The sequence below is a fragment of the Paenibacillus sp. EB106-06-01-XG199 genome, from assembly GCF_058791575.1.
In genome coordinates this window covers 193,911-217,221 of record NZ_JBYTDQ010000006.1, presented here as the reverse complement: position 1 = coordinate 217,221, position 23,311 = coordinate 193,911, and the positions used below count along the sequence as shown (strand labels likewise).

At 45.9% G+C, this 23,311-nt stretch carries 22 protein-coding genes; 8 read left to right on the top strand and 14 right to left on the bottom strand.

Annotated elements, in window-relative coordinates; all coding sequences use genetic code 11:
- Nucleotides 1–394: 394 nt before the first annotated feature.
- Nucleotides 395–1,192, top strand: coding sequence for an AIM24 family protein (locus AC3WT9_RS22195; protein WP_341097264.1), 798 nt, complete (start codon nt 395–397; stop codon nt 1,190–1,192).
- 91 nt (nt 1,193–1,283) lie between these two features.
- Here AC3WT9_RS22195 and AC3WT9_RS22190 read toward each other — a convergent pair whose 3' ends face one another.
- The 3 genes from AC3WT9_RS22190 to AC3WT9_RS22180 are packed head-to-tail and all read right to left on the bottom strand — an operon-like array spanning nt 1,284 to nt 3,546.
- Nucleotides 1,284–2,090, bottom strand: coding sequence for an anti-sigma factor (locus AC3WT9_RS22190; protein WP_341380182.1), 807 nt, complete (start codon nt 2,088–2,090; stop codon nt 1,284–1,286).
- A complete protein-coding gene (locus AC3WT9_RS22185) occupies nt 2,083–2,661 on the bottom strand; it encodes an RNA polymerase sigma factor (protein ID WP_341380183.1) in 579 nt (192 codons plus the stop codon). The genes AC3WT9_RS22190 and AC3WT9_RS22185 overlap by 8 nt, the downstream gene beginning before the upstream one ends.
- 54 nt (nt 2,662–2,715) lie before the next feature.
- Nucleotides 2,716–3,546 (bottom strand): sugar phosphate isomerase/epimerase family protein, encoded by an 831-nt coding sequence (locus tag AC3WT9_RS22180; RefSeq protein WP_341380184.1) that lies wholly within the window; start codon nt 3,544–3,546, stop codon nt 2,716–2,718.
- A gap of 194 nt (nt 3,547–3,740) precedes the next feature.
- On the opposite strand from AC3WT9_RS22180, the gene AC3WT9_RS22175 reads away from it, so the two are divergent.
- Nucleotides 3,741–3,956 (top strand): hypothetical protein, encoded by a 216-nt coding sequence (locus AC3WT9_RS22175; RefSeq protein WP_341380185.1) that lies wholly within the window; start codon nt 3,741–3,743, stop codon nt 3,954–3,956.
- A 52-nt stretch (nt 3,957–4,008) separates the two neighbouring features.
- Nucleotides 4,009–4,677, top strand: a complete 669-nt coding sequence (locus AC3WT9_RS22170) for an HAD family hydrolase (protein WP_341380186.1) — start codon at nt 4,009–4,011, stop codon at nt 4,675–4,677.
- 60 nt (nt 4,678–4,737) lie between these two features.
- Here the strand turns inward: AC3WT9_RS22170 and AC3WT9_RS22165 are convergent, their stop codons facing one another.
- From AC3WT9_RS22165 to AC3WT9_RS22155, 3 genes are all read right to left on the bottom strand, one after another.
- The gene (locus tag AC3WT9_RS22165) at nt 4,738–5,079 is read right to left on the bottom strand and encodes a zinc ribbon domain-containing protein YjdM (protein WP_341097822.1); all 342 of its coding nucleotides are present in this window, start codon (nt 5,077–5,079) and stop codon (nt 4,738–4,740) included.
- Between the two features lie 139 nt (nt 5,080–5,218).
- A complete protein-coding gene (locus tag AC3WT9_RS22160) occupies nt 5,219–6,448 on the bottom strand; it encodes a glycosyltransferase family 8 protein (RefSeq protein WP_341097278.1) in 1,230 nt (409 codons plus the stop codon).
- Between the two features lie 120 nt (nt 6,449–6,568).
- Nucleotides 6,569–7,612, bottom strand: coding sequence for a sugar phosphate nucleotidyltransferase (locus AC3WT9_RS22155; protein WP_341380187.1), 1,044 nt, complete (start codon nt 7,610–7,612; stop codon nt 6,569–6,571).
- Between the two features lie 306 nt (nt 7,613–7,918).
- On the opposite strand from AC3WT9_RS22155, the gene AC3WT9_RS22150 reads away from it, so the two are divergent.
- Complete coding sequence (locus tag AC3WT9_RS22150; RefSeq protein WP_341097282.1) at nt 7,919–8,458, top strand: MerR family transcriptional regulator; 540 nt, start codon at nt 7,919–7,921, stop codon at nt 8,456–8,458.
- Between the two features lie 160 nt (nt 8,459–8,618).
- Here the strand turns inward: AC3WT9_RS22150 and AC3WT9_RS22145 are convergent, their stop codons facing one another.
- Both AC3WT9_RS22145 and AC3WT9_RS22140 read right to left on the bottom strand, forming a co-directional pair.
- On the bottom strand, nt 8,619–8,903 hold the full coding sequence (locus AC3WT9_RS22145; protein WP_341097283.1) for an alpha/beta-type small acid-soluble spore protein: 285 nt from the start codon (nt 8,901–8,903) through the stop codon (nt 8,619–8,621).
- A 53-nt stretch (nt 8,904–8,956) separates the two neighbouring features.
- The gene (locus tag AC3WT9_RS22140; protein ID WP_341380190.1) at nt 8,957–9,658 is read right to left on the bottom strand and encodes an ArsR/SmtB family transcription factor; all 702 of its coding nucleotides are present in this window, start codon (nt 9,656–9,658) and stop codon (nt 8,957–8,959) included.
- 99 nt (nt 9,659–9,757) lie between these two features.
- Here AC3WT9_RS22140 and AC3WT9_RS22135 point away from each other — a divergent pair, with 99 nt between their 5' ends.
- Entirely contained in the window at nt 9,758–10,378 is a 621-nt protein-coding gene (locus AC3WT9_RS22135; protein WP_341380192.1) for a flavin reductase family protein, read from the top strand.
- Between the two features lie 79 nt (nt 10,379–10,457).
- On the opposite strand, the gene hprK is transcribed toward AC3WT9_RS22135, so the two are convergent.
- Nucleotides 10,458–11,375: an HPr(Ser) kinase/phosphatase gene (hprK, locus tag AC3WT9_RS22130; RefSeq protein ID WP_341097287.1), complete on the bottom strand. Its 918-nt coding sequence runs from the start codon at nt 11,373–11,375 to the stop codon at nt 10,458–10,460.
- Nucleotides 11,376–11,573: 198 nt separating this feature from the next.
- Here hprK and AC3WT9_RS22125 point away from each other — a divergent pair, with 198 nt between their 5' ends.
- Complete coding sequence (locus tag AC3WT9_RS22125) at nt 11,574–13,241, top strand: histidine kinase N-terminal 7TM domain-containing diguanylate cyclase (RefSeq protein WP_341097290.1); 1,668 nt, start codon at nt 11,574–11,576, stop codon at nt 13,239–13,241.
- Between the two features lie 64 nt (nt 13,242–13,305).
- On the opposite strand, the gene AC3WT9_RS22120 is transcribed toward AC3WT9_RS22125, so the two are convergent.
- Nucleotides 13,306–14,808, bottom strand: a complete 1,503-nt coding sequence (locus AC3WT9_RS22120; RefSeq protein WP_341097292.1) for a malate:quinone oxidoreductase — start codon at nt 14,806–14,808, stop codon at nt 13,306–13,308.
- A 308-nt stretch (nt 14,809–15,116) separates the two neighbouring features.
- Here AC3WT9_RS22120 and AC3WT9_RS22115 point away from each other — a divergent pair, with 308 nt between their 5' ends.
- Both AC3WT9_RS22115 and AC3WT9_RS22110 read left to right on the top strand, forming a co-directional pair.
- On the top strand, nt 15,117–15,494 hold the full coding sequence (locus tag AC3WT9_RS22115; RefSeq protein WP_038598023.1) for a BlaI/MecI/CopY family transcriptional regulator: 378 nt from the start codon (nt 15,117–15,119) through the stop codon (nt 15,492–15,494).
- Entirely contained in the window at nt 15,491–17,728 is a 2,238-nt protein-coding gene (locus tag AC3WT9_RS22110; RefSeq protein WP_341380195.1) for a M56 family metallopeptidase, read from the top strand. The genes AC3WT9_RS22115 and AC3WT9_RS22110 overlap by 4 nt, the downstream gene beginning before the upstream one ends.
- A 117-nt stretch (nt 17,729–17,845) precedes the next feature.
- Here the strand turns inward: AC3WT9_RS22110 and AC3WT9_RS22105 are convergent, their stop codons facing one another.
- From AC3WT9_RS22105 to AC3WT9_RS22090, 4 genes are all read right to left on the bottom strand, one after another.
- Nucleotides 17,846–19,360 carry a hypothetical protein gene (locus AC3WT9_RS22105; RefSeq protein WP_341380197.1) on the bottom strand — a complete coding sequence of 505 codons (1,515 nt, stop codon included), beginning with the start codon at nt 19,358–19,360 and terminating at the stop codon, nt 17,846–17,848.
- Nucleotides 19,361–19,775: 415 nt separating this feature from the next.
- Entirely contained in the window at nt 19,776–21,365 is a 1,590-nt protein-coding gene (locus tag AC3WT9_RS22100; protein ID WP_341380199.1) for an ABC transporter substrate-binding protein, read from the bottom strand.
- A gap of 54 nt (nt 21,366–21,419) precedes the next feature.
- Nucleotides 21,420–22,301, bottom strand: coding sequence for a carbohydrate ABC transporter permease (locus AC3WT9_RS22095; RefSeq protein WP_341097299.1), 882 nt, complete (start codon nt 22,299–22,301; stop codon nt 21,420–21,422).
- A gap of 40 nt (nt 22,302–22,341) precedes the next feature.
- Nucleotides 22,342–23,262, bottom strand: a complete 921-nt coding sequence (locus AC3WT9_RS22090) for an ABC transporter permease (protein ID WP_341097300.1) — start codon at nt 23,260–23,262, stop codon at nt 22,342–22,344.
- Between the last annotated feature and the right edge of the window lie 49 nt (nt 23,263–23,311).

The following is a 23,311-nucleotide window of genomic DNA, read 5'->3' as shown; positions in this document are numbered from 1 at the left end:
GAAGTATATAAAAAAGCCGGGACTTCCTCCGCCGTTCAACTCCAGAGAACCCCCACAATTCAAAAATGTGTGTCCCAAAGTTAAACCGCTTAGTGTCCCGGCTCCGTAAAATGACCGCCCGACACCATTCCGAATGCTAGTAATAGTCGATCAAAGAGACAGACTGCCCCCTTGATAGCTGGTACGCGTGTTACCCAGCCCGATTACTAGTTCCTCGGAACGATACGGAAAGACATCCATTCACCTCATTTGTCAGATTCTCCATATTATATATTTCGTATTGTTATTATTCAAGAGTGAAAAGCAAGGATACTGCCCTTTCTTGTCGAATACTTATGCCTTGAAGGCAACTGCGTATTGTCACAATATCTGCGAGGGTGGAGGAGTGTATCTTATGGCTTACACGATTAATAATCTGAAAGATAACAGCAATGTAGTGATTAAGGAGCAGCTTGGCGGATTTACGGTCATCGAATATAAGGAGGATCTGAGCAGCACCACACTGCTGGAAGCCCAAAACAACTTCTTCATGAGCAAAAGCAATATGCGCAACAAGCAGCTTATGATTGAACTGAGCAACAGCGAGGTTATGCTGGGCGCAGGGGCGATGCAATATATGATTGGCAATATTGAAATGACCTCCGGGGTTAAGGGTGTTGGAGGGCTCATGAGAAACATCGTCTCCAGTGCGGTGACCGGCACCACGGCAATCAAACCGCTTTACAAAGGTACGGGAACGATTCTGCTGGAGACCACCTATAAATATTTGTGGCTGATTGACGTCGACAACGACCATATCGTCATTGACGATGGCATGTTCCTGGCTTGCGAGTCGACACTGGACGTTGCTGTCACTGCGCGTAAGAATGCATCCTCTGCCGTACTGGGAGGAGAAGGACTGTTTAATCTAAGTGCCAAAGGAAAAGGCATTCTGGCACTGGAAGCCCCCATTCCTTCCGAAGAAGCCGTCGTCATCGAATTGCAGAATGATGTACTGAAGGTGGATGGAAACTTTGCGTTAATGTGGTCCAATTCCCTGGACTTCACCGTTGAGAAATCCGGCAAAACCCGGATGGGCTCTGCGGCCTCCGGTGAGGGACTGGTCAATGTATACCGGGGCACGGGTATGGTGTGGCTGGCACCGCTGATTCAGTACAAAAACAGTCTGTTCCAAGCGAATCCCACATCTTAATCCGTAAACTAACTTATATTTGGAACAAGGGCCATCCGCTTGGATGGCCCTTTGTCTTCTTCGGTATCGGGGAATTTAATTCCCTGCCCTGTTACCCTTTTTTTATCGGTGCGGTAAGGACCATCTGCCCCCGTGGTGCTTCTCCACTGGCATCTGGCTCAAGGCTGATCGCCACTGTATCGTATTCCTGCGGTTTGAATGAATAATAGAGCGCGCCATTCCCCGCGCGTGATACAAAGGTTCCTGCATTCTGCGGGGCATCTCCCTTGATCAGCCATACCTGAAACACTTCCGTTCCTGTCAGCTCCGGCAGATTCTCCGCTTGAACGACAAGATGGGTGCCGCTGCTGTCAACGACGATCGTCGCCAAACCGCTGGCCACAATATCCTTGGCCGCCGGACTCAGTGCGACCGACTCATCAACCTTAAGCTCCTGTGCCGGCTTCGTGCCGCCGGCAATCTGCTGCTGGAGCTGGTCCACATCCTGACGCAGCTGTCCCGCATAAATCATCATAATCAGCACCGCTGCGGCAAGACCCAGGCTTACGTACCGCCAGAATGGGATTTTTTTGGCGGGCGCAGCCGGGGGCACTGTCTTCACTTCCCGTTCTACAGGAAGTGCCTGGACCGGCTCCTCTTCTATTGAACGTTTGACCTGTGCCGGAGCATCCGTTACCAGTACCCGGGACATTATCCGTGACTTCATTCCCGAGGGCAGCTGAACAGGCTCTGAGGCAAGAGGAAGCAGGTCCATCACGCTGCGATATTCCTTCACCCGCTTGCTACAATCTGTGCACTCCATTAAATGAGCCTCGAATTTCTGCATTTCATCTTCAGGCAAGGCTTCCAGAACATACAATTCAACCCGTTCACATCTATCGTTCGCCTCTTCAGTCATGAACATGCTCCCTCCTTCCCCAATGGCTCAATCGCTTCTGGAGCTGTTTCATTGCCAATCTTACCCTGCTCTTGACCGTGCCCGGCGGAATGGATGCAAGGTCTGCTGCCTCCTGCTGGGTTAAGCCCTGATAATAGATCATATCCAGAGCCTGCTGCTGATCCCTGCTCAACTCTCTCAGTGCTGCCCTTACCTGCTCCCCGGCCATCAGCAGCTCGGCCGTTTCCTCGGTCATCGTCGCCTGATCCTGGATCAGCTCCAGACTCTCTGATCCGGCATGCTGCGGAACCCTTGTGCTCCGCTTGCGAAGATGGGCTATGGCAATATTGCGGGTCACCGTGAACATCCAGGTGGTGAGCTTCCCCTTGGCTGCATCAAAGTGCTCCGCATTCTTCCAAATACGCAGGAACAGCTCCTGCATCACTTCCTCGGCCGCCATCGAGTCCTTTACTATCCGGTAGGCAAAGCTATAGATTACTTGTTCATATCGGTCGTAAAGCCTTTCGAGGGCATCCGGGTCTTTTTGCATTATGCGCTCAATCAATTGCCCATCGTCAGCTGTATCAAACAATTCCAGTCCTCCTTTTACAAAGTAAAATGGCCATTCTTATGTGTGTTTAAGTTTTTAGACCGGCTGCTTAGCCCAGCCGGAACGAAGCCACTCCGCCGATTGTTCCATGTAGCCCAACTGGTCCACAGCATCAAAATGCTCAATAGCCAGCGTATCATCGTAACCGCTCGCCTTCAGCCGGGTCAGAATCTCTTCAATCGGGATGAAGCCATACCCGGCGGGCGATGGGAACAGCCGCGCTCCACTCATGGCCAGCTTCGGCATGCCGCCATTCTGTTCATCCAGTGAGCGGTCTTTGCAGTGGACATGGACGACTCTATGCTTAAGCTTCTCAAAGGCTTCCAGTTCATCCTCACCACGGTAAACGAAATTCCCTGTATCAAAAGTGATGTGCAGCTTAGGCGCATGCTCCAGGAACCAGAGCAGTTCCTCCGAGCCGGAGAACGGCGCGCGAAGGTCATCGAAGTCCTCCATCGTCACAAGAATGCGTTTACGTTCAGCATAATCACAAATCGCTTTCAAAGCCCCGGCCATATTATGCAGCGCCTTATTGCGCTCCTCGGCACTTGCAGATTCATCAATGAATCCGGGGATCATGAGCACTTTCCCCGCTCCCAAATATTCCGCCGTGTCGATAAATTCAAACCCTGGATTGGTATCGGGGTCATTCCCAAAATCAAAAAAGCCATACATCGACGCGACCGAAATACCCGCTTGTTCCAGCCGTTTCTTCATGACCTCTTTGCCGCAGCCTAAGGCCTCTTCAAGATCCAGCTCTACCGCACTGATGCCAAACTCCTGTGCTTTATCCAGTACTTCCTCCAATGTCAGCCCGGTTTGCTCGCTTGCCCTTACAATATGATTGTAAAACACAGATAGGTGCACAAGAAACCTCCTTTCATGTCATTCGGCTAGAAGCTGGCACTATTATATCACTTTAGATCACCCTAAATCACATGGGTCGAGGAACAGGATGAAGCGGTTCACACCCCACCCAAAATATTGAATAATGATTTAAATTATGTTAATATGCGAACATAAGTTCCTATCAAATAGCTCAACTAGAGGGGCAATTCACTATGGAAAACAAAGATGATGCTGAAATGATCACAGACCGCCAGATCCTGGAATTAATGCAGGCTGTCAGGCAAAAAGACCCGGAAGCGATGCTGCAGCTTATTCAGCTCTATAAGGAAGATATAGTAAATATAAGCAAGTTCATTCACATGCCCAAAGAAGATGCTGTTTCTGAAATCATCCTTGAATTTCTGGAGTATATCCAAAGGAGCGATTGATTCTGATATAATGTATTTTATTTCCTATACTAATTTATGGGGTGCTCTTTATATGTCAATTCAAGCCGTATTATTTGATTTTGATGGGACGCTTGCCGATACTTTGCCGGTATCCTTCAGTGCCTTTAAAGCCGTATTTAAGCAATACGATAATCGAGAGGTTACGAATGACGAACTGGTTGCCATGTTTGGCCCGACAGAGGAAGACATCATTGGCGGCAACTTCAAAGATAAAGCCTCCGTTCTGCAAGGTATTCAAGATTATTACTCGTTATATGAGCAGGGGCATTTTGAAGAAGATTTCCAACCCGACCAGGGAATTATGGATCTGCTTCATTTATTGAAGGGACAAGGTGTGAAGCTTGCTGTAATCACGGGGAAAAGCAGACGCGCGTTTGAGATATCAACCGGGGCTTTGAACATGACGGACTTTTTTGATATCACGATTACAGGGGATGACGTGGATAGACCCAAGCCAGACCCCGAAGGTATACATAAAGCATTGAACATACTGGGCCTTGATCCGGCAGATGCTGTATTCGTAGGTGACAGCAATGCAGACATCCTCGCAGGCAAGGCTGCCGGACTGCGCACTTACGGTGTCCGCTGGTTATCCACTTACCAGAGCCTGGTCTACGATGTTTCGCCGGATGGAATTTTCAGCAATGTAGCGGAATTCCGCGAACTTCTTGCTAAAGAGATCCCCATTCAAAAAAATTAAGGGTTGAAAGATGCACAAAAGCGGCCAGCGAATGTTATCGCTAAAGCCGCTTTTGTCTTTTTATACCTTTTTCACAAACTCTGATTTTAATTTCATGGCCCCAAACCCGTCAATTTTGCAGTCAATATCATGATCTCCGTCAATCAGACGAATATTTTTTACTTTTGTGCCTATTTTCACGACCAAAGACGTTCCTTTAACTTTCAGGTCTTTAATCACTGTTATCGTGTCGCCATCGTTCAGGACATTTCCATTGGAGTCTTTAACAATCTTTTGATCTTCGCTGTCCCCGGCCTCTGCTTCCAGACTCCATTCATGGGCACATTCCGGGCATACGAGCAAGCTGCCATCCTCATAAGTGTATTCCGAATTACATTTTGGACATTTTGGTAAATTCGACATAGTATTGTTGTTCCCCATTTGCTGTTTTTCTACTATAGTCCCATAATCCTCACCTATTGGCAATCCTTAAAGAAACCACTCCTGAGCGGAGTGGTTTCTTTAGATTCAGGAACACTGGACAGATCCTTGGCATAGGTCCTTATGAGGTACGTTTTAACGCATGTTTTCTTCTTACCACATGAATTCTCTTTTTTCTGGCCAAACGTTGCCTTCTCATTGCCAATTTGCGTACTTTTCTCTTCTTTGCACGATGTCCTTTAATCAGCCTTACCCGCTTGAGAGAGCGGAATTTGAGACGGATCAATCTTTTTCTTCTCAGTCTTAATTTTAACCGCAACACTCTGCGGCGTTTCAGTCTGTGCCGCTTTACGGGAGGCTTCACCGGAACTGGTGGGGCCACCTCAGGGACCAGTGGCGGTGGTGGTGGTGGTGGCGGTGGTGGCGGTGGCGGTGGCGGTGGCGGCGGAAGCAGTATTTCTGCAGGCTGATGCACCTCTTCCACATGCTGTATCTCTTCTACATGATGGATTTCCTGAGCGGGTAGCTCAGGGGCGATGTAGACCGGCTCCGGTTCATAAACTGGCTCTGGTGTGAATTCTTTAGACCAGGGAGTCATGGAAAGGAACCTATTGTACAGCGGTGATGCGGGAGACTCCGGCTCCCACCATTTGGTGTCTCCGGCGAAATGAACAATTTTATTATTTAAATCCAGTTCATCATGGGCGAATGTATTAAACCGCAGATCCATCTGCAAAAAGTTGGAGCTGTATATGGCATTCAGAACATCCTGATCAGGCATGGTCATCGTTGGATAATAGCGCAAGAAATGAAGCATTTCTCCATACCAGTTCGGATGCTTACGAATATTATCCAGTTGGAACAGAATGACTCCCGAGTTGAAATACACCTCCGCATTTAATCCAAGTGAAATAAAATACTCCAGCATATTTTCGCCCTGATCCAATACTGCGCCCAAATAGCGTTCTCCCAGATCGATGCTCCACAATTCGTTAATATCCATATTGACCAAAATGTCGCAGTCCAGATAAATAACCCTGTCAACCTGAAGAATTAGCGGAAACAACAAACGGTACATACTGGCTATCGTCCAATAGTCTATTTTTTGCACACCGGACGCAACCTCTTTCAAGTCCTCAGGAACAGTAACATGATAAAAATAAATGTTGTGATAGAATGTTTCCACCAGCTGGGTAAGCTTCCACTTGTTTTCTCCGCTTAAGGTATCATCGTGCACAATGTGCACATTGATCGGTTGCTGGGTATTGGAAAAGATTGATGCAAGTACAACACCCGCATGTTCGGTATAGCTCCCGTCTTTGTCATTGATCGTCAAAACCAGCTCAATCATTCTCAAGGATCACCTGCCCTTAAAAGTATACTCCTGCACATTTGTCTGATGCATTAGACTACTTTAAGTGTATGTTTATCCCTGTGTCTGGATTGGACTAATCCCCAGTACGTATCTAAATTATTTTGAATCGCCGTTCTGCGGGTCAGAATGGAGTCTTGTGACTGTTGAACGATCACCCAGAATATGACGGGCCGGCTGCTCGTGAATTTCCTGTTCGGCCAGATGAACATGTGATCCAAACACACTTCCCGCCGCATGGACATGGGACAACCGCACCTCATCCGTCAAAATACTATTGGTTATAATGCAATCTTCGACGACACAATTCGGCCCAATATACACATGGGGTCCAATCACACTGTTCATTACGAGGGCGGTTGGATCAACAATGACGGGAGGAATCCACTGAACCTTACTGTCCTGATCAGAGCGGTCTGCAAAGTTCTTTGGATCATGATCCATCTTGTAGCGATTCGCCTCAAGCCAGCGTTCATGGGTACCGATATCAAAAAATGGCGCCTCCGTCACACTGTACGCCACATGTCCGCCTTGTGAGATGAGCATTTGAATGGCATCAGTCAACTCATATTCTCCGCGGGGAGAAGGCGTAAGTCTCTCAATGACCGGCCAGATGGCCGCAGTTAAAGCATATACGCCGACAATAGCCAAGTTAGATTTCGGAGATTTCGGCTTCTCCTCCAGACTGACAATTTTCTGTTCCTCAATCACGGCAACACCAAATTGACTGGGGTCCTCGACCCGCTGAAGCAATATCGAAGCCTTAGAATGATCCGCGTCCAGTGAGCCAATCAAGGGCTCTATGTCACCTTCATATAAATTATCGCCAAGCATTAATACAAAAGGAGAATCCGCCATAAAAGACTTTGCACTTTTGACCGCATCCGCCAGACCCTTAGCTTCATCTTGCAGCAGAAAGGTTAAAGAGGCGTTCCACCGCTCCCCGTCCCCGATCGTTTCCCGGATCTCCCCTTGTGTAGCGTTCACTACGATTCCAATATCGGTAATACCGGCAGCAACAAGCTTCTTAATGATGGAGACAAGAATATACTCCCCGTTAACAGGCAACATGCATTTGGGTTTGGTATAAGTCGAAGGCCGAAGTCTTGTTCCCTTACCGGCGCATAAGATTAATCCTTTCATAACCATCCTCCTTACTCTTAAAATCTGCAATCTTTGAAACTCAGTGAAATGGAGTCTCTTTATATTTTATGCACAAACTGTGAAGGGGCTTGGGTATATAATAAGCAGCAATAACCTATTAATCTATTATCTGGTTTGACTGCACGAAATGGCCTTTTTTGTAGAACAGTATCCTTCAGCTAACCGTATGTTTGCTCGTAATAGCACTTTGTTTAGCGAATAGACACCTCCTTTGTCACCCTTGCAGGGAGTCGCTTAAAGACAACGAATTGGTTATAGCAAACACCCCGAAGCGGAGGAATCGAAATGGAAATGTTAAAAACAAAGGAAGCTGCAGAACTGCTGTCCGTTAGCCAGACGACAATCAAACGTTGGGCCGCCATGTTCCCTAATTTCTTTCCAAAGGACCGATTTGGGCACTACATCTTCACCGGGCAGGAAATCGGCCTGCTACAATCTATTAAAGAGCGAATCGAGCATGGGGAGACCTTGGATAGTATTGATCTGGGGGGCAACAAACAACCTGAGCCGGCAGAGCCGCTGCAAGATATGCGCCCCCTGCGCACACCGGATAAGCCTATGGAAGAGCTGTTATCCCGCATCGTTCATATTGAACACTCCCTTGACCAGAAAGCCGACGAAGTGGTCTCGGTTCAACTGCTCCGGCAGCGTGAAGAACTCGAGGACCTGCGCCAGATGATCCAGCAATTGGCTGTATCCATAGAAACAATTCAGAAACCAAACAGCAAAACATCGTCCTCTGAAGAAATACGCCCTATTGCCACTGCCAAGCTTCAGGCTCCACCCAAAAAGCGCGGCCTTTTGCGCACTTTATTCTCACTGTAAGGTACATGCAGCCTGAGTCCTGATGAATACAGCACTCGGGCTGCTGCTTGTCAACGCAAAAAACCGTCCCCAGAGGGACGGAGTTAGCTATATTAAGAATGATGTAGTTGATCCGGCAGAAGCACGCAAGCCTGTATAGCTGCTGCTGCAGCTTCATGGCTTAGGGTTGGTCTTTGTTCGCAAGCTGCTCCTGGGCAAGACGGACCATTTCCCGGACCATCGCACCGCCGATTTTCCCGCCAATATGTCCGGCTGATTCCGTAGTCAGACCGCCATTGTTGCCTGGCTGCAGAGGAATACCCAGCTCCTTGGCCACTTCGTATTTTACGTTGTCCGGGTGGCTGGGATCAACGGCATAACCTTCGCTCTTCATCACATCTGCTTTGAACGTCTGCATCCCCTGTGCAGCCCCGGGCACGGCATATCTTCTATTTCTTCTGGCCATCCTCATGCACTCCCTTGATGTCTTTTCCCTAACATACCCTGAAGGCTTGAGAGTTATCCCTGTTCATCCTCAACATCCAATGAAAAAACTTCCTTGAAGCCCCTTTTGCCCTCAGAAGTAATCTTTATGGCTCGTGTGTTAGGCAGACGCTGCACCCAATTCACCTCTAACAGCTTCTCCAGAAGAGCACTCCCTAATGCTCCGGCAAGGTGGTGCCGTCTTTCACTCCAATCCAGACATTTGTGTGAAAATGAGCGGCGTTTTTTCTTAACCTGTTCAACGTCTATTTGAAAGCTTGCAAAAAAATCCTCCCCCTCTTCAGTTACAGCAAACCCTTCCTTATCTTCACGCAGAATACCTGCTCTAAGGAGGGCATTGGTTAATTGAACTCCTATACTCCCGGCGAGATGATCATAACAAGTTCTTGCGTAACGCAGTGCTTTATCCTCTGAAGCTTGTCTTAAAGACTTAATTGGGACGGGTGGAGCGAGTGATAACAAGGATTCCATCACCTGGGCTACCTCCTGATTACGAATCCCATAGTACCGGTGTCTCCCTTGTTTCTCAACGGCAACTACGTTAGCATTGACCATTTTTGCTAAATGGAAACTTGCTGTTTGAGGCTGGATGCCTGCCATATAGGCTAACTCACTTGCTGCATGAAACCTTCCATCCAGTAAAACAGTTAATATTGCTGCACGGGAAGTTTCGCTCACCAGAGAAGCAATCACAGCTACATTCGAATTTGCTTTCATTTTCGCCCTCCATTTTTGCATTCCACATTTCGATGATGATTGAACTATTTATATTATACAATTAGGGAGGATGTATACAAAATAGGAGGAGAACGACTAATGAACAATACGAACCAGATGCCACAGACAGAATTGATTAAACCTAAAATTCTCTATTATGGAACTCCGGTCATATTGCTAAATACATTAAATGAAGATGGAACAGTAAATATTAGTCCTATTTCTTCATCATGGGCATTGGGAGATTGTATTGTACTAGGGGTTGGACTGGAGGGGAAAGCGCTTGAAAATTTAGAGCGGCTTCCTGAGTGTGTAATTAATATTCCGGGCCCTTCCCTTTGGGAGAATGTAGAACAATTAGCGCCTTATACCGGCAAAAACCCCGTTCCAGAGCATAAGCAGAAATATGGATTTTCCTATCAAAAAGACAAATATGCTATAAGTGGATTGACTCCTGCCCAGTCTATAGCGGTACAACCTGCACGAATTATGGAATGCCCGCTACAAATTGAAGCCCGCGTAAAAAACATTCGGATTCCTGAGCATTCTCCGGACTTTGCTATTATTGAGACCCAAGCTGTCCATGTACATGCGCATAAAGAAATTATCCTTGAAGGAGATCATATCGATCCGCAAAAATGGAGTCCGTTAATCTATAATTTCCGTCATTATTTCGGCCTGGGTCATCCGCTCGGTAAAACCTTTCGGTCAGAAACATAAAACCCGGACATTCCATAAAAAAGAAGACAGACTGCCTAGGGTTCCTTCGCAGTCTGTCTTTCTACCCTATTCCCTACGCTCACGGCTGCATCCCATCTTCGATCCGCTTCATGAAATCTTCAACGGCGCTGTAACCGAGCTGCTTCAGGTACCAATTGTTGGCGGCTGCCTCGATCAGACCGGCGACATCACGACCCGGCTGAAGCTGGACCTCGATATGCGGAATTTGGACGCCAAGATATTCGGTGAACTTAGGTACCAGCTCCAGCTCATTATTCAGAGAATTCTCCCGCCATGGGGACAGCTCAATGTCGAGTACGATTCGTGTCTCGTCCTGAAAAGCCCTGCGCCCGTATTGGCGTACGACATTAATCAGCCCGATGCTCCGCAGCGCCAGGAACTCGCGTGTTGTCTCATTATGCGTCCCGAGCAGCGTAGCCGGCCCCAGCTTCTTAAGCACCACTATATCGTCCGCCACGAACCGGTGGCCTCTTCTAATAAGCGTGTGTGCGGTTTCGCTTTTGCCGATCCCGGACTTGCCCCTGAGCAGTATGCCTATGCCCGATACGTTGACGCATACGCCATGGATCGACAGCTCGGGCGCAAGTGTCTTCACCAGATAGCTGTCCAGCTTGGCGATGAACTCGGTTGTCGTCTCTGCTGTCCGCAGCAGGGGAATGCCCTCCTGGTCGCAGAACAGGGTCAGATAAGGGATCTCCTGCTGGCCTGTCGTCACAATGAAACACGGCGGATGATATTTGACGATATTCCCGATATGCAGCCTGCGTTCTTCTACGCTTAGCGTCAATAAATAATTAATTTCCTTGCGCCCGAGCACTTGCACCCGCTCCATGGGAAAGAAATCAAAATACCCCACAAACTCAAGCCCCGGTCTATGCGTCCGCGGACGGGTAATTAAACGGTCCATACGGCTGGAACCCGCAAGCACCTCCAAATGAAACTTTTCCGTAAGACTTTGAACGGTGATCGACTTCATATTGTTCTCCTCCTGCGGCTTATCTGGATACGCCTACTTATTCAATAGTGCGGTTTCGGATATATTCAACGGCCGAATGGTACTTTCCTGTATTAATCCCCTTAATATCTTGTAATCTTTCCATGCTGATTATATATTAAAATCAATATATAAGACTCTAGACCCACATTGATTCAAATTACTAATAATAGCAAGAGGGTGCACCAATTGGCTTTGGAGTCGTGGATTGATTTGATACTTTGCTTCATTTTATTTCTTTTGTTCGTATACATATTTACTTCAGTCACAATTACAAATCTGCATAAAGTATATTTGGCATTTCATTTTTCCATGATGATATGGCCTTACTGCCAGTTCGCCATCAGATCCGCCCGGGACCCCATTCACCAATTGTTTTATGTGAAGCTTGCCTTTGTGGATGCTTCTCTGCTGACTGCCGGCTGGATCTTCTTCACCATTCTTCTCTCAGGCCAATCGCAATTTCTCAAGCGGAAAATATTAATGCTCCTGTTCATCCCGGCTATCATCTCATCGCTCGGTGTGGTGCTGAATCCGAATGGCTGGTTTGTTCTCCCTGTAAACGGCGGATATGTCGAAAGAATCTATGGTCCTATTTTTTGGATCAATATTTCGATTCTCGTTATCCATGCCATCGTATCCTTATATATCATTTATGTAGCCCTGGTCTCCGGTCAGGCGCCCCGGATTAAAAACCAGGTCATGTACATGCTGAAAGGGATACTGGCGGTGACCGTATTTCTTATGCTCGATATCTTCCTGAATGTTGTACTAGATGATTATTTGCCCGTCATCCCGGGGTTCACCTCTTTGGGTATTGTGATCTCAGCTATTTTCTTTGTGATTACAATTCATCAGGATAAAGTGTTTGATATTGTGACCATCGCCCACCAGGATATTATAGATACGTTGGAGTATGGGATTCTAGTGCTTGATGATCATGAAAAGGTGGTGGAAATCAATCAGGCCCTGCACCCCCTCCTGCTAATGGAAGCCGGTGACCTGTTCGACATATCCGGCATATTGCCCGGCAGCACCGTAGAGAACGCAAACTTCCTGCTTCGTTACCGGGAATGTCCCGATGAGGTGGCTGAGATTGAGTTCTGGAAGCCTGACATCCAGCTATACATCCACATTCATGCCGCGCCCATTATGGTTAATGCTGTCAGGGTGGGGCGGATCATCACGTTCCAGGATATGAGCGAACTTCGCCGGCTCATTGAGGAGACTAATCATCAGAACAGCATCCTCCAGGAAAGAAACGAATCTTTAATCAAGGTCCAGGAGGAGTTGTTTCAGACCAACCGCAAGCTTACGAAGATGGCGATCACCGACAGCTTGACAGGATGCTATAATCGTCACTATTTAACCCAACAGCTGGAGAGTGAAGTGACCAAGAACCGGGAATACCGGGCCCCGTCCACACTTATCCTGATAGATATTGATTTCTTCAAAGCGGTCAATGATCGTTACGGTCATTTGGCCGGAGATGCGGTGATTTGCGGTACGGTGGATATCCTGCAGCAAACGATTCGGCAGGATGACATCTTAGCCCGTTATGGTGGAGAGGAATTCATTATTTATTTACCGGATACGGATGAGTCACAGGCACTGCTCCTGGCCGAACAGCTCAAAGCGAACATAGAATTCAATAAGATGAGTATCGAGAATGTGGACCAGCCTGTGTCGGTCACCATTAGTATGGGTCTTCTAAGTATCAGTGATTTCACGGCCCGGCAGCCAAGGGACGCGGCTGCCTACTTAAGTGATTTGTTCAAATCGGTGGACGAAGCCTTATACGAAGCTAAAGATCAAGGCCGCAACCGGATTGTTTCCATTCGAGGATAAGGACTTATAGCCGGAGCGCTACAAAAAAGTTGAACCGTACGAAACGGTTCAACTCAAGGATGGTTTATGGGGTCGTTTGCGGTTCTTTTTCACTTAGACCAAGTGTCTGCGTTAGGGAAGCCAGAATCTCCTGGAGCAATTCCGGGTTGTCCTCCAGTGAAATGCCGTAAGAAGGAATCATTTCTTTTATTTTCGGCTCCCATTGCCTGATATGCTGCGGGAAGCATTTCTCAAGTACTTCCAGCATCACGTGAACGGCAGTAGAAGCACCTGGAGAAGCGCCCAACAGCGCAGCTACCGACCCATCGGCGGCACTCACTACTTCGGTACCAAATTGGAGCGTTCCTTTACCACCCTCCGTATCTTTGATCACCTGCACACGTTGGCCTGCTGCCACCATACTCCAGTCTGCACTTTTGGCGTTGGGAATAAACTCGCGTATTTCATCCATACGTTGTTCATTCGATAACATTAGCTGCTGGATCAGATATTTGGTCAAAGACATTTCTTTTACACCAGCCGCCAGCATGGTGAGGAGATTATTCGGTTTTACCGAACCGATCAAATCCAAATTCGAACCCGTTTTCAGGAACTTTGGCGAGAAACCGGCAAACGGTCCGAACAGCAGTGCCTTTTTGTTGCCGATATAACGGGTATCCAGATGCGGGACAGACATTGGCGGAGCCCCAAGCTTGGCTTTACCGTATACTTTCGCATGATGCTGTGCGACGACTTCCGGATTGTGGCAGACCATAAATAATCCGCTTACCGGAAATCCGCCAATATGTTTGGACTCTGGAATGCCGGTTTTTTGCAGTAAGGATAAGCTGCCGCCTCCAGCCCCGATAAAGACGAATTTGGCGGTATGGTACTCAATTTTACCGTTATCCAGATTATGCACTTTAACTTTCCACATACCGTCGCTGGTCCGTTTAATATCCTTGATCCCATGCTTATAGTTGATTTCGACGTTTTGGCTTTTTAGATGATCAAACAACAGGCGCGTCAAGGCGCCAAAGTTGACATCTGTTCCCGAGTCGATCTTGGTTGCAGCTACCGGTTCATTCGATGTACGGCCTTCCATCATCAGCGGAATCCATTCCTTCAGCTTCGCAGGGTCATCGGAATACTCCATCCCCTGAAACAGAGGATTTTTTGATAGCGCTTTAAATCGCCTGTTCAAATAAGAGACGTCCTTTTCCCCTTGCACCCAACTCATGTGCGGAAGCGGCATAATGAAGTCCTGCGGATGACGAATCAGGTTGCGTTCCACCAGATAAGACCAGAACTGTCTGGAAAGCTGGAACTGTTCATTGATTTTTACAGCTTTACTGATATCTATGGATCCGTCGTACTTCTCGGAAGTATAGTTGAGCTCACACAGTGCCGCATGGCCCGTACCTGCATTGTTCCATTCGTTAGAGCTTTCTTCTCCCGCGCCTGCAAGCTTCTCAAACACTTTAATTTCCCATTCCGGTGCTAACTCTTTCAGCAAAGCTCCCAAAGTCGCACTCATGACTCCGGCACCAATTAAGATAATGTCTGTTTTTTTCTGTTCGCTGCTCATAAAAAACCTTCCTTATCTCTTTTATATTTGCAAAAAAGAGCCAGACCGACTGCTTAGGGGCTGTAAGAGGCAAGGCTCCACTCAGGAATACTATTAAAAACGTTATCGGCTGTTATCAGATAATTATATACAATTTGAAGCAAATAAAAAATCAAAAGTTTACACAATCCGTATGACATTTATATGCAGATGTTTGATATGGGAATACCGGATGATTCGCTTTCGGCTTGACTCGTTACGTTTACACTTGTAAACTATAACTATCGTTTACAGACGTAAACAAAAATTATTGAAAACAGGTGAAGACAATGCAGGAATCCCCACGCATTACCGAGGCCGAAAGCGAAGTGATGAAGCTCCTCTGGCAAAAAGAGCCTTTGTCCGCTAATGAGATTATTTCCAAGCTGACGCAGCAGATGCAGTGGTCGGATCAGACGATTAAAACCTTTCTGAACCGGCTGCATAAGAAAAAGGCGATTGCATTCGAGAAGTCCGGCCGGAACTATCTCTACTACCCGCTGGTTTCACACGATGAATACTTAAAAACTGAAAATCGTTCTTTCCTGGACAGGGTTTATAAAGGGGCCGTCGGTATGTTATGCGCGAAATTTCTCGAAGAAGAGAACCTCTCTGAGAAAGAAATTGAGGAGCTTCAACAACTTTTGGAGAAAAAGAAGAACTCATGAAGTCTATCGACACCCTGTTCCTCCTCTTCCTGGCCGCGTCCCTGGCTTCAACGGTCATCCTGCTATTGTTGCTCTTGGCCCGGAAGCTGTTCCTCAAGCGCCTTAGCCCTAGAATCCTGCATGCATTGTGGTTTATCGTTTTGATTAAGCTGCTGGTTCCCTTCGCTCCGCAAAGCCCTGTCAGCCTATTCAATCTAATACCGCAAGCGTTGCCTGTTGAATGGAGTCTGAATCAAAAGAATACCCTACCGATGCTTTCCTCCGAATCCGACTCCAGTACGAAGGTGACAGTAACGGATAGTGGAGAAAAAACCTTGCGTCCAGACACTGTCCCGATCCGTTCGGGAGAACAAAGCTCGTCTATTGCACAGCCGCCCCCTCAAGAGAACATCTATGAGAAAGTTTGCGATGGGCTGAGCGGGTTAGCAGTAAGCACGCTTGTTTGGCTTGGAGGACTCCTTTTTTTCGGTTCATACTCCCTGTTCTTCACGCTCAAATTCAGAAGCAGGGCCGGAACCTCCCGCAAGTCAGACAACCCGGAGGTGCTCTCCGTTCTCGCGGCGTGCCTAGAGAAATTAGGCATTCGCCAAACCATTCCCGTCTATGAAACGAGCAGCCTTTGCAGCCCATGTCTCTATGGCTTAATGAAGCCGAGAAATTATTTGCCCGAAGATATCGTCGCAATTGCCGATACAAGGCAGCTCACACATATTCTGCTGCATGAGCTGACCCACTATCAACGCAAAGACTTATGGTTCAATTCCCTGTGGACGTTAGCGGTCTGGCTCCATTGGTACAATCCGCTGGTTCGGCTGACCATGAAAAAAATGAATGCCGATCGTGAGGTCGCCTGCGACGCAGGCGCGCTCGAGGTGCTGGGTGAAAAGGAAGCTGCGTCGTACGGTATGACACTTCTTATGCTGTCGCGCTTATTTTCCAGAACCTCTGCCCCGCGGGTCAATCTTTCGCATTTCTTTGAGCACCAGAATGAAACGAAACGGAGAGTGACGATGATCGCCAAGTTCAAAAAAGGTTCGTACAAGCTATCCGCTGCTGCTATTCTCTTGGTTCTTGCCTTGAGCATCGTCTTGCTCACCAATGGAGCGCAAGATACAAATGGCACCCAGCCGGATGTGAATACCCATGCAACAGACTCCCAGAAGCAAACTGTTTCTTCATTCAGGATCGTCAGACCGATGGACTCGTTCAAATGGTTTAACCGTCTAGACCGGGCGATCGTTTTTTCCAAATTCGACTTTAAAGTACCTGACTATCTGCCCGAAGGTTACCAGCTTGAGAATGTGACATTGAGTAAGCTATTCTCCAATCCGAACAAAGCTGACCTCATTGATACAGTAACCATTACTTATGTATCCCATTTCGGACAAGAAGACGAGAAGCAGTTCGAGATGCTCGCCTCCAAGGGCAAGGGCAATATGCTGGAGCACAATTTATTGTGGGGCGCTCCATATTCCCAAGAGGACACAACCTCTCCTTCTTACCGGCAGGATGTGGTTGCGATGGGCAATATCCAAGGCACTCTATTCACGGCAACACAAGTCAACGGGCGTAAGCCGGGGACGGGCATAAGCTACATCTGGCAAGACAAGGATATAGTATATGCGGTCAATTCCTATAGCCAGTTCACACAAAAGGAGCTATCGAAAGTCGTGCAATCCTTTGTTTCTCCGCAGCAGGTTCAGCATGTCCGCTACGATGGGGAGGGAAATTCTTTTCCTCTATACGACGAAAAAGATTTGCTCGAAGCGAAGAATATTCTCGGCTTTAACGTGAAGTTCCCGTTCGGCTTGCCCGACACCCAGCTTACGCTGGCCGACTCGGTATTGCTGAAAGCCGGAGACCAGAACACAGGGTTCTCGTTCAGCCAGACCTCGGATGCCCTGTGGAATGACTATCGGGCACCTCACGATTCCAAAATCTATGATATGAATGATGTACTTTCGCTTTATCAGAGTAAAGCTCCACTGTTCAATACGTCCAAGCTCTCGTTCATTCGGAAGCTGGAGATTAACGGCATCGAAATTTCAGCTTATGCCGATAACGCACACGTATACTCTGAACCTTTTTACAACAGCTCGGACAAAACAAAGATAAAAACTCAAACTTATTACTTCTGGGAGCAGAACGGTCTGTACTATGCTGCCAACTTCCTGGGTATGGATAAAGACCAGGAACTAAACCTGAAGGCTTTAGTTCTCGCCCCTGTTCAATAGGTCTGAGTAGCTTCTCCTTGTTGTTATATCGGATTGGCGGAAAGCAAGAACATCAGAAAAAGACGACATTCATTCGCAGCTTGGCGAATGAATGTCGTCTTTTAGGAGGTACCACTGTTACTCTATTAGTTCAATATGTGATTTCAAGTCTAGTTGCAACGAATTTACAGAATACCAATTCCTGAATCCAATTCCAATCGCACTTAAATCAGAAAGCATATTTGTTCTGTAAACTTCTACAATGGATGTATCTTGATCAGCAACAGAAAATACATAATCTCCATTATTCTCAAGTCTCACTTGTAATATCTCAACATTCCGAGCTACATTATAACTAAATATCGGATCAATAGATTTGGATAAAACAACTTTTTCATTGTTAAAAATACCCCAAATATATGTCTCACCAAGTTTTGTCCTAAAGATAATACCCGCTTGATATGCAGACACTTTAGGTTCTTGTGCAATAGAAATCTGTACATTATATATAAAATTTTGATTAGGCTTTATATGATACATAAATTTAGGAGAATTATTGTAATCATATTCTTTATCAGTTTGAATACAAAACTTAATCATATCTTCGTCAGACTGTATAATACCTTCTTCATTGTTTTCTGTGTTCCATTTCATTTCAGGCATTTCTTTCTGTTGTATTTCCCGTAATGAATAAAGCATAATTAAAACTTCTTTTAAATAAGTTTTTAAGGAATTCTCTAATATTATTGCTTTTTCTGAGTTCACTTGTACACTAAAGGATCGGTTTTCTGTAATTAAGCTTTTTAAATAAACCGAAATAACTGTTTTCCATTCTTTAATAAGTTGCGCGGATGTCTCCTCTATTTTCTCTATTAAGGTACTATTTATTGAAAAACGCTTAAATTGTATCACTAATTCTGCGTTAAGGACTTCCTTTGATTTAACCATTCCTAATAACTTGGTGCCAATGTATTCAGTAGTTAATCCGCTATTGTTCTCTTGGTGCTGTTCCATGGCTATAATCTCATTATATATCGGTGCATTTAGAATCTCGTTTATGCAGGTAATAAGTAATTCTGATTCTAGTGGTTCTACATGTAAGCTTTCAATTGAGAAAAAGTATTCTGTATTATATGTTTCATGAGAGGATGTCGCCAAACTTTCTAACATTTCCGTAGTGATAACAAATTCATCATACTTATAACCTTCATTTTTCTTTTGTGCACTGTCCATAATATAATAAACCCCTGTTGTGGCATTGTACCCTTTAATTAAAAATAAATGCATCCAATCAGATACATTATAATGATGACTGTAATAGAGCGCTTTCAAGTTGCCGGAGACAAGAACTGGTCTTTGGAGATTTATTTGTTCCCTAATAATCGTATGTATATCTTTGCACAGGGGGAAATAATGTACCTTTAGACCTAAAAGACTCATAACTTTTTCAGTGTTCTTACAAAACTGGCTGAAATCAATTTTTAAATTCGAACTATGGTATAATTCAAAACACTTCTGAAGAATTAGATAATAGTTTGAAAAGTAACTCCTTTTCCCCTCTGCAACAATTAATAACGTTTTTTCTAGACAATTCACCTGATCAAGTAAATAATTATCTTTGTTTGGATGAATAAAAGGTAAAATTAAAGTCATACTCATAATCTCCAATCTGATTAGAATAATGAGTTACACAGATCTTCAACGGTTTTTAAAGATTATAATATCTAAAGCTTCATCATTAAATTCAATAGCAAACTCAATTTCAATTAATACCATTCAATACCTCCTACTCAATTTAGGAAATCGTTTGCACAACTTTACAATAGCATACCATTTATATGACCATATGGGAATATAATACTAGTAAAAAGCTGCTGCGAATGAAGGGATTAAGTGAAAGTGCTATTTTAATGATCAGGCTGCTCAGAGAGATTGGGACCACCTGCCTTTTTATACCGATCAAAAAAGACATTCTCTTCAGAAAAATGAGGAGAATGTCTTTTTGAGATTTTAATGGACTTTTTCAGCGGCCTCCCTTTTGGGTGGAGGTTTTGCTCATTAGAGTTGTTTACTTGTTTGCCAAGAAAGCATCAATTTGAGCTTGCAGTTCAGCCTGGATTTTATCAATGCCAGCCGATTTCAGTTGCTTGTTCAGCTCTGCAAGGCCTTTGTCGATGTCATCAATTACCCCGTACTCAAGCGGAACCGCATAGCGGAGCATCACATTGCCTATATTGGCGATTTGCGTTTTCACTTTGCTGTTGTCGAATACAAACGTTTCAAGCGGATAATGGTAGACTTCTTTTGCTTCCCAGCCATTCACCAGATCGGAAATTTCTTGCGGGAAGGCTTCATTGTCACGGTTGAGCGGTGAGTTGAAGCTCCAGTTCGAGAAGCCGGTAAAGTTCGCATTTTTAGCGGTTGCTTTATATTTGTCGTCGCCCACCGCTTCATAGTGTACACCGCTTACGCCGTACATCATCAGATCATGCAGCTCTTTATCATTTTGCATCAGATCGATTAACATCAGGGAACGTTCCGGATTCTCGGAAGTTGCATGGACCGACGTACCGTTTTGTGTAGAAATAGCTACCGATTTTTTCTTGCCTTGGTTGATGTCGGCCAGCGCTACTTCATAAGGAGAATTTTCTTGGCGCATTAAAGCCATGAGTGCTCCAAGCGTTCCGTTGTTGTGCGTAATCGATGCCGTTTTGCCTGCTTTGAAATCCGCCTGATGATCGTTTTTGCTGTTCAGAACGTTCTTCGACCATGCATTGTTATCGGCAAGATCCTTGTAATACACGAGCAGATCTTTGAACTCCTGCGTTTCATATACGTTAAAGATTTGCCCTTTTTCATCCGTCAATTTAAAGGCAAACGGAAGGTCGAGATCAAACATATTCCATTCATTTTGCTGCTTCAGCAAGACACGGTCCAAATTATGAAATTTCCAGTCCCCTGTTTCCGGAGTGAAAGGCGATACGCCCTTCTCCTTTTGAGCTATTGCTTTCAAATAAGTAGCATAGGTTTCCGGGCTGTTGATTTCTGGCAGATTGTGTTTCTTACGCAAATCTTCACGATACAGAATCAGCTTTTCGACGGACTCCCCTCTGTTCTGCGGAACCATGTACAGTTTTCCGTTTACTTTCGCCTGATCCCAGCCCACATCAGACATCGCAGCCATCGTTTGCGGCATATATTTGGTAAGCAGCTCATCGGTCAATTCCAGGAATCCGCCTTTCAGCGCCTGATCATTGTAGCCGGCCCAGTTTGCTGAATAGATGAGGTCAAAATCTTCATCCGCCGCCAGCTTCAGTGGATATTTTTGCGCCCAGTCAGACCAGTCCAGGAACTCGCCTTCGACCGTGGCATTGATTTTTTCTTTCAGCTTTTTATTAATTTCAGCAAAAACGATATCATAGTCTACAGGCTTGGGACCCACAAAAATCATTTTCAGCTTCACTTCTTTGGAGGTATCAATGGCGCCTGAGGTGTCTGAGCCGCCTGTCGTATCGCTGCCTGGCTCTGCTGACTCTGATGCATTGTTAGTAGCCTGAGCAGGTGCATTGGTATTGTTCTTTCCGCCGCCGCATGCACTCAAAATCATTACGAAGGTTAAAACGAGCGCCAACATGATCAATCTATTTTTCTTCAGCATTTCAAACCTTCCCCCTTATGTTTAAATATATTGATTAACCGGGTTTCCCCGGGTTCACCCTTTCACAGCGCCAATCGTCAAGCCTTGGACGAAGTACTTCTGTACGAACGGATAAGCTAGCAGAATTGGCCCGGTCGCTACAACCGTCATCGCCATCTTCAAGCTTTCGGTCGGAATCGAAGTAGTTACGACGGCTCCCGCACCCATCATAGCTTTTCGCATGCCATCCATATTGCCAAGCATTTTATATAAATAATATTGGAGCGGCATCAGGTTTTCATTGGATATAAATAGCAGCGCGTTGTACCAGTCGTTCCAATAGGCAAGTGCAAGGAACAATCCGATTGTAGCGAGCGCCGGTTTAGAGAGCGGCAGGATTAGACGGGCATAGATCTTGAAGTCGCCTGCGCCGTCAATTTTGGCCGATTCGACAATTGCTTCCGGAATGCTGCCCATAAAAGACTTCATGACAATGATATAAAAGACGTTGAGCATCATTGGAATCACTAAGGCCGCCAGAGTATCCTTCATATCCAGGTAGTTGACCATAAGCAGATACCACGGGACCAGCCCGCCACTAAACAAAGTCGTAAAGAAGAAGAAGAAGGAAAACTTGTTGCGCCACTTGAAATCTTTTCTGGACAGCGCGTAAGCGGTCATCGAGGTCAGAAACAAGCCCAGCAGCGTGCCTATTATCGTAACACCTATCGTCACCAGGTAGGCCTGAATCATTTGCTCGGGATACTTAAACAAAATGCTGTAGGCTTCCGTAGAAAATGCAGTCGGTATAAATTGATAGCCTTCCGTAATGATTTTATTTTCTTCCGTAAAGGATGACGATACGACAAGCACAAAGGGAAAAATACATAATATCGCGAGAAAAATCAGGGATACATAACCAATACCTGAGAATATTTTACGATCGAGCTGCTTCATATCGTTACCTCCATTTTGAAAAACTAAACTCCTACTGCGCTTAGAACAGGGCGCGGTCTTTGTCGTATTTACGGACAGCAAAGTTCACGGTCATGATCGTCACGAATCCAAGAACAGATTGGAAAACGCCAGCCGCAGCCGACATGCCGATGTCATTAGAAGTAATCAGCGATCTGAAAACAAAAGTGTCGATAACATCTGTCGAAGAGAACAACAAACCGTTGTTGCCGATCATGTTATAGAACATCCCGAAGTCACCCCGGAAGATATTCCCGACCGCCAGCAGCACCAGAATAATAATCGTCGGATAAAGATTGGGAATCGTCACTTTCATGATCCGCTGAAAAATATTGGCACCATCAATTTCAGCCGCTTCATACATCTCGGTATCTATGCCCGTAATCGCGGCCAGGTACATCACCGTTCCGTATCCAAGACCTTTCCAGGCAGAAACGAGAACCAGGATATACGGCCAGTAGGAAGGTGTATTGTAAATATCGACAGGCTCCAGTCCTAAGCCTCTAAGCAGCGCATTCACAGTGCCGATATCATAGTTGAGCAGGTTATAGGCAATCGCCCCGACAACGACCCATGAGATAAAGTAAGGAAGAAACAGCGCCGATTGTGTAATTTTCCGGAACCATTTGCCGCCGACCTCAAACAACATGATTGCTGCAAATATTTGCAACGAGTTGTTCACAATAATAAACGCAATGTTGTACAATGCTGTATTTCGCGTGACCCGCCAGGCATCTCCCGATTCAAAGAAAAAGCGGAAGTTGTCAAGTCCGTTCCAGGCACTCCCAAAAATACCGCCAGCGTAGTCATAATGCTTGAAGGCAATAATGATGCCTGCCATCGGGACATAGGCAAACAGAAGAAAAAATGCAACCGCTGGTGCCAGCATCAATAAGAGAACCCTATAGTTTTTCAAATCGCTCCAAAATGTATGCCCTTTCATCTTTGCACCCCTCTCTTCTCTATATCTCTGATTATAATAGGGCGGGTGC

Coding starts and splice junctions, on each gene's coding strand:
- AC3WT9_RS22195 (WP_341097264.1), top strand. CDS start 395: ATGGCTTACACGATTAATAATCTGAAAGATAACAGCAATGTAGTGATT.
- AC3WT9_RS22190 (WP_341380182.1), bottom strand. CDS start 2,090: ATGACTGAAGAGGCGAACGATAGATGTGAACGGGTTGAATTGTATGTT.
- AC3WT9_RS22175 (WP_341380185.1), top strand. CDS start 3,741: ATGGAAAACAAAGATGATGCTGAAATGATCACAGACCGCCAGATCCTG.
- AC3WT9_RS22170 (WP_341380186.1), top strand. CDS start 4,009: ATGTCAATTCAAGCCGTATTATTTGATTTTGATGGGACGCTTGCCGAT.
- AC3WT9_RS22165 (WP_341097822.1), bottom strand. CDS start 5,079: ATGTCGAATTTACCAAAATGTCCAAAATGTAATTCGGAATACACTTAT.
- AC3WT9_RS22160 (WP_341097278.1), bottom strand. CDS start 6,448: ATGATTGAGCTGGTTTTGACGATCAATGACAAAGACGGGAGCTATACC.
- AC3WT9_RS22155 (WP_341380187.1), bottom strand. CDS start 7,612: ATGAAAGGATTAATCTTATGCGCCGGTAAGGGAACAAGACTTCGGCCT.
- AC3WT9_RS22150 (WP_341097282.1), top strand. CDS start 7,919: ATGGAAATGTTAAAAACAAAGGAAGCTGCAGAACTGCTGTCCGTTAGC.
- AC3WT9_RS22145 (WP_341097283.1), bottom strand. CDS start 8,903: ATGGCCAGAAGAAATAGAAGATATGCCGTGCCCGGGGCTGCACAGGGG.
- AC3WT9_RS22140 (WP_341380190.1), bottom strand. CDS start 9,658: ATGAAAGCAAATTCGAATGTAGCTGTGATTGCTTCTCTGGTGAGCGAA.
- AC3WT9_RS22135 (WP_341380192.1), top strand. CDS start 9,758: ATGAACAATACGAACCAGATGCCACAGACAGAATTGATTAAACCTAAA.
- hprK (WP_341097287.1), bottom strand. CDS start 11,375: ATGAAGTCGATCACCGTTCAAAGTCTTACGGAAAAGTTTCATTTGGAG.
- AC3WT9_RS22120 (WP_341097292.1), bottom strand. CDS start 14,808: ATGAGCAGCGAACAGAAAAAAACAGACATTATCTTAATTGGTGCCGGA.
- AC3WT9_RS22115 (WP_038598023.1), top strand. CDS start 15,117: ATGCAGGAATCCCCACGCATTACCGAGGCCGAAAGCGAAGTGATGAAG.
- AC3WT9_RS22110 (WP_341380195.1), top strand. CDS start 15,491: ATGAAGTCTATCGACACCCTGTTCCTCCTCTTCCTGGCCGCGTCCCTG.
- AC3WT9_RS22105 (WP_341380197.1), bottom strand. CDS start 19,360: ATGACTTTAATTTTACCTTTTATTCATCCAAACAAAGATAATTATTTA.
- AC3WT9_RS22100 (WP_341380199.1), bottom strand. CDS start 21,365: ATGCTGAAGAAAAATAGATTGATCATGTTGGCGCTCGTTTTAACCTTC.
- AC3WT9_RS22095 (WP_341097299.1), bottom strand. CDS start 22,301: ATGAAGCAGCTCGATCGTAAAATATTCTCAGGTATTGGTTATGTATCC.
- AC3WT9_RS22090 (WP_341097300.1), bottom strand. CDS start 23,262: ATGAAAGGGCATACATTTTGGAGCGATTTGAAAAACTATAGGGTTCTC.